This window comes from Thalassovita sp. ABM4_323, from assembly GCF_056158665.1.
Window position 1 is genome coordinate 2,000,632 of the sequence record NZ_JBSWTS010000007.1, and the last position, 14,181, is coordinate 2,014,812.

Below are 14,181 nucleotides of genomic sequence, written 5' to 3' on the forward strand. Positions count from 1 at the left end.
CGTGCAGAAGCTTTTTTATGCCCGTATTAAGAAAATAAGGCGATTTGTGTGGGAGAAAAGGTAACTATTGAGCGAGTTGATCAGGTTGCGGTGCTGCGCCTGGCCAATCCCCCAAGAAATTTCCTGGGGCCGCTTGTCAGGTCTCAGCTGTCCAAGAAATTGCGGGAACTGGACGCTGACCCGGGGGTCAGCGCCATCGTACTCAGCGGACATCCCTTGGGGTTTTCCGAAGGCTATTTTCAAGTGCGCCCGGAACTGCGCGACGGGCGCGTCAGTCTGGCGGATCTCTGTTTGCAGATCGAGGATTGCGCGACGCCGGTGATCGCCAGTCTGACGGGCTCTGTGCTGGGGGCCGGGGTCGAACTGGCGCTGTCGGCCCATGCCCGTGTGGCGCAAAGCGGAACGCGACTGGGCATGACGGACATTGCTTTGGGGATCATTCCAGGCGCGGGGGGAACTCAGCGCCTGCCCAGGCTGGTCGGGGCGCAGACAGCGCTGTCATTGTTGTTGTCCGGTGAGGTGGTCGAGGTTTCAGACCCGCGCCTGGCATCCGTGATTGATCAGATTGCGCCTGAGAATGTTGAACAGGTCGCGATTGCCTTTGCCAAGGAGTTGGCGGGCCGCACACGGGGGCCACGCAAGACCCGGGATCGTGACGACGGATTTCGGCAGCCCGTGGCTTACCAAGAGGCCATCAAAGCCTGTCGGATGGCGATGGGCCCTCAGACACGCCCTGCTCAGCATGCGATCATTCGGTCGGTTGAAAATGCTCTGGTGTTGCCGTTCCTGGCCGGGCAGGCGATGGAAGAGGACCTGTATCAAGAGAGCCTGAGTTCAGAAGACGCACAGGGAAATCTGCATCTGCTTCTGGCGCAACGGCGTATTCTGAAGCTCCCCGAGTTGGCCACGGCCAAACCGCAGAAGGTGAACCGGTTGGGGATTGTCGGAAGCGGACCGGCCGCGATTTCGCTGGTCATTGCTGCGGCCGAAAATGCGCTGCCCACGATCCTGTTTGAACGAGACGCGCGCGCGGCCAAGGTGGCGCAAGAGCGGCTCGAGGCGGCTTTGACGACCCGCAAGGCTCCGGTGGGCGGATGGCCAGCCGCGATGCAACACGTGAGCGTGACCTATGATCCCGCCCAGTTGGTCGAGTCCGATCTGGTGACTGAAGCGGTGGCCGACGCGGCCGAGACCAAACAGCAGGTCATGAGATGGCTGGCCGACCTGGTTCCTGCGGCCACGATTCTGGCGACGCATAGCGCGACCCTTGCGGTGGGCCCCACGGCCGAGGCCTCGGGGCGCGCCGGACAGGTGGTTGGCATGGCCGTCGCACCCGGTGCGCCACGCCTGCGTCTGGCCGAGATCATCCCCGGGGACAAAACCTCGCCCGTGGCCGTCCTGACGCTGCATAACCTCTTGCAAAGAATGGGCGTTTCAGCGCTGCGCTGTGGCAGCCATGGCGGAACGATCGGTATGCGCATGATGGCGGCACTGCGGGACGCGGCGGACTATCTTCTGGACCTTGGGGCTAGCTGTGGACAGGTGGACGGAGTGCTGATGCAGTTTGGCAAGGCCAATGGGGTCTTTGCACCGATGGATATGAACGGGCTTGAAACCGAGTTGGCGCAGGCCTCACAGTTGCACCATGCCGATCACTATCCGCGCAGACATCTGGCGCGGCTACGCGACTTGATCGCCGAGCAGCGCACCGGTCAGGCTGCGGGCAAGGGCTATTACGATTGGGTCGACGAGGCGCCGGTCGATCGTGCGCGGGATGCGGATGGCACGCAGACCCCGGATACGGAAACGATCACCCGGCTGTGCCTGGGGGCGATGATCAACGAGGGTGCGCGTTTGTTGCGCGAAGGCGTTGCTCTGCGCCCGTCAGACATTGATCTGGTGATGGTGCGCAATCATGGATTTGCGGCCTGGCGCGGCGGGGTGATGAATGCGGCCGACCAGATGGGGCTGTTCACGCTGCAACGCGCGATGAAACCCCACGGCGAGGCCGAACCGCGTCTGTTCGCAGCCGATCCGGGGATCGAGGCGCTGATACGCAACGGCGAAGGTTTTGACGCCCTGAATGGCACGGGCCCCAAAAAGCGCAGTTTCGACGCTTAGACCGGTGGCTATCCCAGGAACACGCCCAAGATCACCATCATCAGGCCGATGACCGACATGAACAGCGCGCCCAGATTGATGGGGACCACGCGTTTGACGGCGTCGCGCAGCTCCTCGTCGCTCAGGCCCGCGCGCTTGGCCTTGGCCACGCGGAAAATGCACCACATCAGGCCCAGCAGACCCGCAACCGAGACAGCCGCGCCGCCCCAGACCAGAATTTCCATACTCGTCCTCCGGGCCGCGCCCGCGTGTTTGATCCTGGGCACGCGCCTAGCAGCTTGCTCCGGCGGGCGCAACGCGGCGCATTTTCGCATCGCGGGTCTGGGCGGGCTTGCAGCGGCGCACATGGCCGGGTAGGGGAGAGGGAAACCAACTCCGGAGGCAAGATAATGAGCGACATGAACCCCGATGCCACCTACCGCGTCACCGCAGACGAGCTGCGCCAGTTTGTCGAGCGGTTCGAGCGTCTGGAAATGGAAAAGAAAGACATCGCGGATCAGCAAAAAGAGGTGATGGCCGAGGCCAAGGGCCGCGGATACGACACCAAGGTCATGCGCAAAATCATCGCCCTGCGCAAACGCGATCAGAACGATATCGCCGAGGAAGAAGCCGTTCTGGAAATGTACAAAGAAGCGCTGGGCATGTCCTGAGCGCACCCGAAACGGGTTACGGCATCAACACACGCACACCGGGGATGTTGGCCAGCTCGGCCACATCCCTTTCATATTGGAGCGCCATCTGATCAGCCTCTTGGGCGGACCAGCCGGGGGCGCCGACTTCTTCTTCCAACAGCTCAGGGCGCGCGAATTTGGCAAGAAATGCCGAGACAACGCGCCGTTTCTGATCCTCGGACATCACCGGGTGCGCCTTTAGATAGGCGCGAAAACGGCGCATACCTTCCTGGGTCATCAAATCGGTGATCAGATCGAACCCGCCCTTGATCTTCTGCTCATCGGGAAAGCCCATCATTTCGCGCAGGATTTGTGACCACAGCAGCGGGGTATCCTCGTTGGCCCACACGGTAGTGGGCAGGTCAGGCAAGGCAGTGCGGATACGTTTGATCAATTCGGACCAACGCAGCTGGCTGGGGACGGACCCGGCCAGAAATTCGTCAAACGGCACGTTCGACAGGCGGCCATGTAGCTGGGTCAGAAACCCTGCGGGATTACGCAGACCGATGAACAGCTCGACCTCGTCTTCGTGAAACAGGGTGCAAAAGCGTTTCAGTTTGGTTTCTGCGTCCGGATAAATGGCGCCGCCCTCGATCGCGTGCCTGGCATGGGCAAAGAAGCCCTCGTTGGACAGGATCAATCGTTGCGGCATGTCCCCGGGCAGAATCGCATCAAGCAGAACATCGCGTCCATCTGCTGCTGGCTCGCCTTGGCCCATTGCCTTTAGCGTATCGCGGATTAGCGTGCGATAATTGGACGGGCCCGGAACAGCCACATCGTTCGACTTCAGGTCGTCGGCGTTTTTCAACAGGCATTTCATCAACCGGTCTTCGTCGGTTGCATGTGCGCCCGCATGGAGAATGATTTTCATTTCGTTTTGTGCCTGCTCGGGTGTTTTCCCTGTCATAGCGCGACAGTGGTCACAAAAATAGGGTCTTTTCTGGACAGTTTGACCGCATTCAGGCAAGGAAACGCCATGAGCGACACAGTCCAGACGCCCGACAAACCCACGCCCGCGCGTGTGATGCCTGCCAACCTTTGGTCCGTTGGGGCAGCGTTGATTGCGGCTGTGGTTCTGTTGCCGATTCTGGCGGTGGTCTGGATTGCGCTGAACCCGACCGACAATATCTGGCCGCATCTGATGGCCACCACCTTGCCGCGCTATCTGGGAACAACGCTTGTGTTGATGCTTAGCGTTGGGATCTTGTCTGGCATGGTCGGGACGGGGGCTGCCTGGATCATTACGCGCTATCGCTTTCCTCTTTCGGGGTGGTTGGAATGGCTGTTGTTGTTGCCGCTGGCCATTCCGGCCTATGTGGGCGCCTATGCGCTGGTGGATCTGCTGGAGTATAGCGGCCCGGTGCAGACCGCCTTGCGCGGGCTGATGGGCTGGCAAAGTGCGCGCGACTATTGGTTCCCCGAGATCCGATCTCTGGGGGCGGCGATTATCGTGCTGACGGCGGCGCTGTACCCCTATGTCTACCTGTTGGCGCGCGCTGCCTTTCGCGAGCAATCCAGCGCCACAGAAGAGGTGGCCATGTCACTGGGGGCTGGGGCCTTTGCCCGGTTCCGCCGCGTTGGCCTGCCTCTGGCGCGACCGGCCATCGCCGCCGGTATGGCGGTGGTCATGATGGAGACGGTAAATGATTTCGGTACGGTGGACTACTTTGCGGTGCAGACTCTGACGACGGGGATTTTCAGCGTCTGGCTGGAAAGCAACAACGCCGGGGGCGCGGCACAGATCGCCTGTGTGGTGTTGATGATCGTGATCCTGCTGGTCATGCTCGAGCGCAGCAGCCGCCGCCGCCATCGGTTTTTCAATCTCTCGGGACGTAAACGTGCGACCGAGCGCACACGCCTGTCGGGGCTGGCAGGCGGGCTGGCGACCTTTGCCTGTGCGCTGCCGTTTGTCGTGGGGTTTTTGTTGCCGGCCGGCGTGATCCTATCGCATGCTCTGGCCAATGCCGAGCGCTGGGCCGATGACGGTCTGGTGCAATCCTTGCTGAATACGTTGATGGTGGGCGGGATCGCTGCTGTCGTCACCGTGCTGGCCGCGATCTTTATGGTGTATGGCGTGCGTCTGTCCGGGCGCCAATTGCCCAGATTGCTGTTGCCCCTGACCACCATCGGCTATGCAGCGCCGGGGGCGGTTTTGGGGGTTGGTATTCTGATCCCGTTGGCAACGTTTGACAATTTCCTTGCCGATGGCATCGAGGCCGCGACCGGCATAGATATCGGCCTGGTGCTGACGGGCTCGGCCTTTGCGCTGATCCTGGCCTATGGGGTGCGGTTCTTTGCGATTGCCCAGGGCGCCGCAGATGCCGCGATGGGGCGTATAGCGCCCAGCCTGCCCTTGGCGGCGCGCTCGTTGGGGCGCACGCGCGGACAGGTGCTGCGCCAGATCTATTTCCCGTTGATCCGGGGCTCGGTGGGCTCGGCGCTGTTGCTGGTCTTTGTGGATTGCGTGAAAGAGCTGCCGGCGACACTGCTGCTGCGCCCGTTCAATTTCAATACGCTGGCCACGCGCGTGCATGATCAGGCCAGCCTCGAGAATCTGGGCGATGCCTCGCCCGCGGCAGTGCTGGTGATTCTGGTCGGGCTGACGGCGGTTGCCTTTTTGGCGCGCGCCAGTCGCTAGGGGCCGCGCTCTATGGGGTGGCCACCACCCCATCGGCGATCCATCCGTCCAGAATCTCAAGCGCCCTCTCGGCAAAGGCCGTGTCGTTGATATGGGCGTTTAGCTCGATCAGGGGAACATGCGCAGGGCAGGCGGCGCGCAGTTCGTCAATAAAGGCAGCGAGCCCCTCGGCATCCTCCAACAGCCCTCCGGGGCGGTCCCACTCGTTGCCACCCAGCAGCGGCAGCAGGCATACGCTGGGGCCAGTGGCGGCGGCCAGTTTCGCGCCCATGGCTCGTGCCATTTCTCGCCGCTGCGGGTGGGTCATGCTGACCGAGGTCAACAGCCTGTTATGGGCATGCAGGTCCTGACCCGCCAGTTTGGGGGGGATGGGATGCCAGCCCACCAGATCGACCAGATCATAGCAACCAATGGACACGATCTGGGGAACGCCAGCCTTGCCGGCATTGGTCATCCGGTCCTCGCCCGCGCTGATCGCCGAGCCCATCAGGTGATTGCCGACCTCCTGGGGGGCAAAGTCCAGCACGGCGGCGAATTCCCCCTTTGAGGCGAGGCTTTCAAAGGCCCGTCCGCCCATGCCGGTGGCGTGAAACACCGCCAGCTCGAAACCGCGTGCCTCGAGTGCGGGTTTCAAATGCACCATATAGCGCAGAACGGTTTTGCCAAAGGAGGTCATACCGATCACAGGACGGTCGCGCGTGACAGGCCTTGCGGCGCGCGCCGCCCCCAGAACCGCACCCGCTGCCTGCGCCAAAGAGGCCTCGCAGACCGAATTCAGGCCATACAGCCCCCCCGCCCACAGGATCATCTGAACATCGGCGGGCAGACGCTCGGGCGGGATCATCGGGGAAAACGAAACCGTCGAGACGATATATTTCGGCACGCCAATCGGCAGCGCCAGGTACAGATCCAGCGCCAGATCCGTTCCCATCGAGCCCCCAAGCACAAGCACACCGTCAAACGCGCCCTCTTGGTGTAGCCGCGCCGCCAACAGCGCCGAGCCCTTGGCCATGATCTGCATGGCGGTGTTTTCATCCCCGCAGTCAATGGCGTCCTGGATGGTATGCCCGCCCTCTTGGGCGACCTGGTGTTTGGAATAATCCGTTGGGGAGCCGGGATCGCCAAGCACGCTGACATCCATGGTTTTCACCGCGCCGCCCTGGTCACGAATGATATTCGCGAGAAAGCTCAGCTCGTCCTCTTTGGTGTCATAGGTCCCCACAACCAGAATGGTTCGATCCGCCATCACATGTCCTTTCCTGGTGGGTATTGTTTGGCCAAGCTGTTTTCAGGCCGTGGGTTTTGTCAAGTGGATGCCGGGCTTTGGTCCGCCCAACGGACCTGCGTTCGCGCCGGCGCCATCTGATTTTCGATGAACTGGCGGCTCTGAACCTCTTGGACCGGATACGTTTTTACAATTCGCAACCTTTGTCCTAGTCTTTCTGAAATCATCGTCCGTCCAGAACCACGTCAGGAGGCAAAGTGGCTGAAGAAGCTGCAAAATTCGGAGAGGAAGCCTGGGTAGACGTTCTTGAGGCCGTCGATAAAACCTATGCGGAGCTCGTTGACTACCAAGAGCAGTTGGAATCCCGCAACTCCGAGCTTCTTATTCTGCGCTCGTTTCTGTCGTCTGTGATGTCTTCGATCCATGATTTCCTGGTGGTGACCGGGCGCGATTGCCGCATCACCGATGCCAGCGCCTCGTTTTGTGCGGCTGTTGGCGTAAAGATCGATGCGCTGATCGGGCGAGAGGTCACAGATTTCATCTGCGCGCCGGACCGGCCAAAGCTTCTGGACAAAATTCAGCTGACGATCAGCGCCAAGTCCGGCGCAACGGTCGAGGCTGACCTGCAAACCACCGAGGGCCCGGATCCGGTGGAATTCAAAGTGGCGCCACGGCTGGATCGGCGCAAACGTGTCAGCGGGGTGGTTCTGACGGGCCGGACCCTCGGGCAGCTGAGGCGCGCCTTTTCCGATCTGGAGGAAAGCCACGAGGAACTGAAACACGCGCAAGGCCAGCTGGTGCGCAACGAAAAGCTTGCGTCTTTGGGGCGGTTGCTGGCCGGGGTGGCACACGAGCTGAACAATCCGATCAGCTTTGTGTATGCCAATACCCATGCGCTGGAAAAATACCTGGATCGGTTCGAAACCTACTTTGAAAAGGTGCAGGCGGGCGCCTCGCGTCAGGAACTGATTGAGCTGCGCCAAGAGCTCAAGCTGAACCGGGATCTCAAAAACCTGCGGACCGCGATCGAGGGCGCCCGGGATGGTTCCGAGCGTGTCCGCAGTATTGTCGAAGACCTGCGCAGATTGTCCGCCGATGGGTCCGGGGCCTTTAGCCTGTTCGATCTGGCGGAAACGGCGCAGATTTCGGCCGATTGGGTTAAGCGCGGCGCCAAGTCGAAAATCGACATACAGATTGACGGGCCGGATCGCTGTATGGCCTATGGGCGTCCGGGCCATATCCAACAGGTGACCATGAATCTGATCCAAAACGCAGTGGATGCTGTTTCCGATGCGCCAGACGCCACCGTTGTTGTGCGCCTGGCGCGCGAGGATGACCGCGCCATCTTGAAGGTCTGCGACAATGGCCCAGGTATACCCGACGAGATCAGCAGCAAGGTTTTCGATCCGTTCTTTACCACCAAGGATGTTGGCGAGGGCACGGGGTTGGGCCTGTCGATCTCGTTGAAAATTGCCGAAGAACACGGGGGATCGCTGACATTGGAGCCGTCTGAACAAGACAGAACTTGCTTTCGTCTGGAATTGCCGGTGAGGGAAACCTCATGAATGTTCTCTGGCTGCAATCCGCAGGGTGCGGAGGTTGCACGATGTCCACCCTATGCGCCGAAAGCCCGAATGTGCTGGATCTGCTGGAGGGGGCGGGGATCTCGTTTCTGTGGCATCCCTCCCTTAGCATCGAAACCGGGGCCGAGGTGCGCAAGCTGCTGAACGCGGTGGAAAGCGGCATGCAAGAGCTGGACGTGCTGTGTATCGAGGGCTCGATCGTGCGCGGTCCCAACGGCACCGGCAAATATCACATGCTGGCGGGCACTGGTCGCTCGATGCTCGACTGGACGCAAAGCCTGGCGACCAAGGCACGCTATGTCGTCGCCGTTGGCACCTGCGCGACCTACGGCGGCGTGACCTCGGCCGGAGAGAACCCCTCGGATGCCAGTGGTGTGCAATACGAGGGATCGCATCGTGGCGGGGTCCTGCCGGCCGATTTTCAAAGCAAAGCAGGACTGCCCGTGATCAACATTGCCGGCTGTCCGACCCATCCGGACTGGGTGACCGAAACCTTGCTGCTGATGGCGGCCGGCGAGTTGACGCAGGGCGCGCTGGATGGCTATGGGCGCCCCAAATTCTATGCGGATCATCTGGTCCATCATGCCTGTCCAAAGAATGAGTTCTACGAATACAAGGCCAGCGCCACCAAACTGTCCGAGATTGGATGCATGATGGAGCATCTGGGCTGTATTGGCACGCAGGCCGTCGGCGATTGCAATATCCGCAGCTGGAACGGCGAAGGCAGCTGTACCCGCGCCGGATATCCCTGCATCAACTGCACCGCCCCCGAATTTGAAGAGCCCGGCCATCAATTCACCGAAACACCCAAATTTGCGGGCATTCCGGTCGGATTGCCCTCGGACATGCCCAAGGCCTGGTTCATGGCGCTGGCCAGCCTGTCCAAGGCGGCCACGCCGCGCCGCATCGGTGTGAACGCCGTATCCGACCGCATCACGGTGCCGCCCAGCCTGAAGGAGCCCAAGGAATGACCCAGACGTCACTTCTTGTTGGGCCGTTCAACCGCGTCGAAGGCGATCTGGAAATCCGGCTGGACATTTCAGACGGACGGGTCAGCGCGGCCTATGCCAACTCGCCCTTGTTTCGTGGTTTCGAACGGATCTTGCTGGGCAAAGCCCCGACCGAGGCGCTGACGATCACGCCGCGTATCTGTGGGATCTGCTCGATCAGCCAGTCGGCGGCGGCGGCGCGGGCCTTGGCGAATGCGGCCGGGGTCTCGCCCTCGGTGCAGGGCGAAAAGGTGGCCACGCTGCTGCACGCAGTCGAAAACCTTGCCGATCACGTTACCCATTTCAACCTGTTCTTCATGCCCGATTTTGCGCGTCCGGACTATGCCGGGCAGGTTTGGCATGACCGCGCCGTGGCACGTTTTACGGCTATGAAAGGATCAGGGTTACGCGCTGCGACCGAGGCACGCGCCAAGCTGTTTCACATTGTGGGGCTTCTGGGCGGAAAGTGGCCGCATACGCTGGCGATCCAACCCGGTGGTGTCACGCGCGCACCCACCGCGCGCGATAAAATCCGGATCGGGGCGGACCTTCGGGCCTTCCGACGCCATCTGGAAACCGAGATGTTCGGCGGCTCGCTGGAATCCTTTGCCGAAATCGAAACGGTTGAGCAGCTTGAAAACTGGCACAGTGGCGATGTCGGGCTGTTCCTGGAAATTTCCCGCAGCCTGAGCCTGCATCAATTGGGGCGCGGGCAAGGGCGCTATCTTTCATACGGGGCCTATCCCAGCGCCGAGGGCGAGATCTTCAAGCGGGGCACCTGGCAAAACCAATCCCGTGGCAGTTTTGATCCCAGCGCGATCACAGAAGACCTGAGCCATGCCTGGATGCTTGGGCACGCGGCACATCCATCGGTCGGCCAGACCGCGCCGGACGAGTTGATGCGCGAGGACGCCTATAGCTGGTGCAAAGCGCCGCGACTGGCCGGAGAGGTGTTTGAAACCGGAGCCTTTGCGCGTCAGGTCATTGATGGGCATCCGCTGGCGGTTGCCCTGGCCAACGAGGCAAGCGTCAGGGCGCGCATCGTCGGGCGGGTGCTGGAAATCGCGCGAACGCTGATCGCGTTGGAAACCCTGCTGGAAGGGATCGATCCAACTCAGTCCTTCATGGATGTGGTCAACCTTCCCGACAGCGCAGAGGGCGTGGGATTGGTCGAGGCCGCGCGGGGCTCGTTAGGACACTGGCTGCGCATCGAAAAAGGTGAAATCGCCTCGTACCAGATTATCGCGCCTACGACATGGAACTTCAGCCCGCGGGATGCGCAGGGTGTGCCCGGCCCGGTCGAGGCGGCCCTGATCGGTGCCCCAGTTGCCGCTGGCGAGGAAACTCCGCTGAGCGTGCAGCACATCGTGCGTAGCTACGATCCTTGCATGGTCTGCACCGTACACTAGTGATGGGCATGGAGGACGGCTTCAAAATACGTGTGCGCGGTCAGGTGCAGGGGGTTGGGTTCCGGCCTCATGTCTGGCAACTGGCGACCCGGTTTGGTGTGCGCGGGCAGGTGCTGAACGATCCCGAAGGCGTGCTGATCCTTGCGGTGGGGGGCGATATCCCGGCGTTTCTGTCCGCCCTTCAGGACGAAGCGCCACCGCTGGCCCGGATTGATGCGGTAGAGCCTTGCGCGACACTTGTCGAAGCCGGGCGCGATTTCCAGATCGTGACCTCGCAAGGGGCGGGGGCCGAGACCCGCGTGACACCCGACGCCGCCACCTGCCCGGACTGTCTGGCCGAGATCCGCGACCCGAATGACCGGCGCTATGGCTATGCTTTTGCGAACTGCACCCATTGCGGGCCGCGCTATACCATCCTGCGTGGTTTGCCGTATGATCGTGCGCAAACGACGATGGCCGCGTTTGAAATGTGCCCGCTGTGCCGGGCCGAGTATGAAAACCCCGCCGATCGCCGGTTTCATGCACAGCCAGTTGCCTGCCCCGAATGCGGCCCGCGTCTGTGGATCGAACCCGATCAAGGGGGGGATCCGTTGGATCAGGCGACGACGTGCCTCGCCCGGGGCAGGGTGCTGGCCGTTAAGGGCTTGGGCGGTTTTCATCTGGCCGTGGAAGCCACCAATGACAGTGCCGTGAACCTGTTGCGCCAGCGCAAGCATCGCCCTGCCAAGCCCTTCGCGGTGATGGGCACGCTGGACATGATACGCACCTTCTCTGATCCGTCCGAGGACGAGATCGCGCTGCTACAAGATGCGGCTGCCCCCATTGTGCTGTTGGAGCGGCGCAATAGCGATCTGCCAAACAGCCTGGCGCCCGGGCAATCCACGCTGGGCTGGATGTTGCCCTATACTCCGCTGCATCATCTGCTGTTGGACCGGATTAATAAGCCCCTGGTGATGACCAGCGGCAATCTCTCGGGTGAGCCGCAGGTGATCGGAAATGACGAAGCGCGCCAGAAGCTGGGCGCTTTTGCAGATGCTTTTGTGTTGCACGACCGAGAAATCGCCCGCCGTCTGGATGACAGTGTGGAGCGGATCACGCGTTTTGGGCCGATGATCCTGCGGCGCGCCCGGGGGCGGGTGCCGGGGACGTTGCCTTTGCCGCTGGGGTTTGAAAAGGCGCCGCAGATCACCGCCTATGGTGGGCAGATGAAGGCCGCTATTTGCCTGATCAAGAATGGTCAAGCGCTGCTGGGGCATCATCTGGGAGAGCTGGACGAGGCGCTGACCTGGGAGGCCTTCTGCAAGGCCGACCAGGACTATGCCCAGTTGTTTGATCAGTCACCCGACTTGGTGGCCTGCGATCTGCATCCGGATTTCCGGGCCTCTCAGCACGCTGAAACCAAGGGCGTGCCGGTCGAGCGCGTTCAGCATCACCATGCGCATTTAGCGTCTTGCCTGGCAGAGAATGGTTGGCCGTTGGACGGCGGTAAGGTTGCCGGGATTATTCTCGACGGCCTTGGTCTTGGTCCTGATGGCACCGTCTGGGGCGGCGAGGTGCTGCTGGGCGATTATGGCGGATTCGAGCGGCGGGCCTGGTTGAAATCCGCCCCTTTGATCGGGGCTGACATGGCCTCGCGCGAGCCATGGCGGAATGCCTTGGCCCGTCTGGATCAGGCCGGTCTGACCGACTGGGCCGAGGCCCTGTTTGGGGCCAAGCCGCTGTCGATGGCGCGCCAAGCCGGGATCAAGGGGATCAATTCTCCGCACTCCTCCAGCGCCGGACGCTTGTTTGATGCGGTGGCGGCGTGTCTGGGGCTGTGTCCGGACCGCCAGAGTTTCGAAGGCGAGGCCGCTATGCGCCTGGAAACCCTGGCGCGGCGCGCGCAATCCACAGACGCCTATCCCTGTCGATGGGACGGTGCAGCGCTGGACCCGGCGCCCATGTTTCAGGCCATCGCCAGGGACGTGGCCCGTCAGGCCGCCCGCCCGGACATCGCGATGCGCTTTCACCGCTTTCTTGCCACGGCCTTTGCCAAGGCCGCCCAAGAGCTTGTTGCCTCTGACGCGGCAAAAGCGGTGGTTCTTTCAGGGGGCTGTTTTCAGAACGCCTTGCTGCTGGAACTGACATGCGATGCACTTGGCGACACGCCGGTTTTGATCCACACGAAAACCCCCGCCAATGATGGTGGGCTGGCGCTGGGGCAGGCTGTTGTTGCAGCGGCCCGGGCGGTAAGTCGCTGACCGCCCCGATTGCCAGCCGGTTAACCAGTGGCCGGTATGGAGCGGCCTGGGATGTCTGGGAGTATCCGTATCCTATTGAAATAGAACAGTAAAAATAGAATTTGAAAATCCGCCGAGGATTGCTTTCTTTCCGCTCCTCCCCCTGATTGTCTGAAAATGAACGGGTGTGCATGTCGCCGCCCCGGACAGGACAGACCTTCGGGAGGACCAGCCTTGAGCCAAATCGAAACCTTCTATGACGTGATGCGTCGGCAGGGGATTACCCGGCGCAGCTTTATGAAATATTGCTCGCTGACGGCGGCCGCGCTGGGTCTTAGCCCCGCAATGGTGCCCAAGATTGCCCAGGCCATGGAAACCAAGCCGCGCACCCCGGTGATCTGGGTGCACGGGCTGGAATGCACCTGCTGCTCGGAAAGCTTCATCCGCTCGGCCCACCCGCTGGCCAAGGATGTGGTGCTGTCGATGATCTCTTTGGATTATGACGACACGCTGATGGCTGCCGCGGGGCACGCCGCCGAGGCCGCGTTCGAGGACACGATCCAGAAGTACAAGGGCAACTATATTCTTGCGGTCGAGGGCAATCCGCCGCTGAACGAAGACGGTATGTTCTGCATTTCGGGCGGTAAGCCCTTTGTGGAAAAGCTGAAATACGCGGCCAAAGACGCCAAGGCCGTGATCAGTTGGGGGGCTTGCGCCTCGTATGGCTGTGTGCAGGCTGCCAAGCCGAACCCAACGCAGGCCACGCCCGTGCACAAGGTCATCACTGACAAGCCGATCATCAAGGTGCCGGGCTGCCCGCCCATCGCCGAGGTCATGACCGGGGTAATCACCTATATGCTGACCTTCGACCGTATGCCCGAGCTGGATCGACAAGGCCGCCCGGCGATGTTCTATGGCCAGCGTATCCATGACAAATGTTACCGCCGTCCGCATTTTGATGCCGGTCAGTTTGTTGAGGCCTGGGACGATGAGAACGCGCGCAAAGGCTATTGCCTGTACAAAATGGGCTGCAAGGGCCCGACCACCTATAACGCCTGTTCGACCATGCGCTGGAACGATGGTGTCAGCTTTCCGATCCAGTCCGGTCACGGCTGTATTGGCTGTTCCGAGGACGGGTTCTGGGATCAGGGCAGTTTCTATGACCGTGTGACAGATCTGACCCAGTTCGGTGTCGAAGCGAATGCCGACAAGGTCGGGATGGCCGCTGCGGGTGTTGTGGGGGCGGGTGTGGCAGCACATGCCGCGATCACCGCGCTCAAGGCAGCACAGAAGAAAACTCAATCCAGGAAAGAGGAGGCCTGATAG

Annotated in this window: 11 protein-coding genes; 8 read left to right on the top strand and 3 right to left on the bottom strand. The window is 61.5% G+C overall.

Features of this window, described 5'->3' with window-relative positions; translation table 11 throughout:
- Positions 1 to 48: 48 nt before the first annotated feature.
- Entirely contained in the window at positions 49 to 2,121 is a 2,073-nt protein-coding gene (locus ACXADQ_RS12335) for an enoyl-CoA hydratase-related protein (RefSeq protein ID WP_475320637.1), read from the top strand.
- Positions 2,122 to 2,129: 8 nt separating this feature from the next.
- Here ACXADQ_RS12335 and ACXADQ_RS12340 read toward each other — a convergent pair whose 3' ends face one another.
- Positions 2,130 to 2,345, bottom strand: coding sequence for a hypothetical protein (locus tag ACXADQ_RS12340; protein ID WP_475320640.1), 216 nt, complete (start codon positions 2,343 to 2,345; stop codon positions 2,130 to 2,132).
- A 165-nt stretch (positions 2,346 to 2,510) separates the two neighbouring features.
- On the opposite strand from ACXADQ_RS12340, the gene ACXADQ_RS12345 reads away from it, so the two are divergent.
- Positions 2,511 to 2,771, top strand: coding sequence for a DUF2312 domain-containing protein (locus tag ACXADQ_RS12345; RefSeq protein WP_475320644.1), 261 nt, complete (start codon positions 2,511 to 2,513; stop codon positions 2,769 to 2,771).
- 16 nt (positions 2,772 to 2,787) lie between these two features.
- On the opposite strand, the gene ACXADQ_RS12350 is transcribed toward ACXADQ_RS12345, so the two are convergent.
- The gene (locus ACXADQ_RS12350; protein WP_475320649.1) at positions 2,788 to 3,663 is read right to left on the bottom strand and encodes a hypothetical protein; all 876 of its coding nucleotides are present in this window, start codon (positions 3,661 to 3,663) and stop codon (positions 2,788 to 2,790) included.
- A 153-nt stretch (positions 3,664 to 3,816) separates the two neighbouring features.
- Between ACXADQ_RS12350 and ACXADQ_RS12355 the strand changes: the two genes are divergently transcribed.
- A complete protein-coding gene (locus tag ACXADQ_RS12355; RefSeq protein ID WP_475326075.1) occupies positions 3,817 to 5,430 on the top strand; it encodes an ABC transporter permease in 1,614 nt (537 codons plus the stop codon).
- 10 nt (positions 5,431 to 5,440) lie between these two features.
- Here ACXADQ_RS12355 and ACXADQ_RS12360 read toward each other — a convergent pair whose 3' ends face one another.
- A complete protein-coding gene (locus ACXADQ_RS12360) occupies positions 5,441 to 6,676 on the bottom strand; it encodes a Tm-1-like ATP-binding domain-containing protein (protein WP_475320653.1) in 1,236 nt (411 codons plus the stop codon).
- Positions 6,677 to 6,912: 236 nt separating this feature from the next.
- Between ACXADQ_RS12360 and ACXADQ_RS12365 the strand changes: the two genes are divergently transcribed.
- The 5 genes from ACXADQ_RS12365 to ACXADQ_RS12385 all read left to right on the top strand — a co-directional run bounded on the left by ACXADQ_RS12365 (position 6,913) and on the right by ACXADQ_RS12385 (position 14,178).
- Positions 6,913 to 8,220, top strand: a complete 1,308-nt coding sequence (locus tag ACXADQ_RS12365) for a PAS domain-containing sensor histidine kinase (RefSeq protein ID WP_475320658.1) — start codon at positions 6,913 to 6,915, stop codon at positions 8,218 to 8,220.
- Positions 8,217 to 9,209, top strand: a complete 993-nt coding sequence (locus tag ACXADQ_RS12370; protein ID WP_475320662.1) for an NADH-quinone oxidoreductase subunit B family protein — start codon at positions 8,217 to 8,219, stop codon at positions 9,207 to 9,209. Before ACXADQ_RS12365 ends, ACXADQ_RS12370 begins: the two co-directional genes overlap by 4 nt.
- Positions 9,206 to 10,636: a nickel-dependent hydrogenase large subunit gene (locus tag ACXADQ_RS12375; protein ID WP_475320667.1), complete on the top strand. Its 1,431-nt coding sequence runs from the start codon at positions 9,206 to 9,208 to the stop codon at positions 10,634 to 10,636. Before ACXADQ_RS12370 ends, ACXADQ_RS12375 begins: the two co-directional genes overlap by 4 nt.
- Before the next feature lie 2 nt (positions 10,637 to 10,638).
- Entirely contained in the window at positions 10,639 to 12,876 is a 2,238-nt protein-coding gene (gene hypF, locus ACXADQ_RS12380) for a carbamoyltransferase HypF (protein ID WP_475320671.1), read from the top strand.
- A gap of 213 nt (positions 12,877 to 13,089) precedes the next feature.
- Positions 13,090 to 14,178, top strand: coding sequence for a hydrogenase small subunit (locus ACXADQ_RS12385; RefSeq protein WP_475320675.1), 1,089 nt, complete (start codon positions 13,090 to 13,092; stop codon positions 14,176 to 14,178).
- Positions 14,179 to 14,181 lie beyond the last annotated feature (3 nt).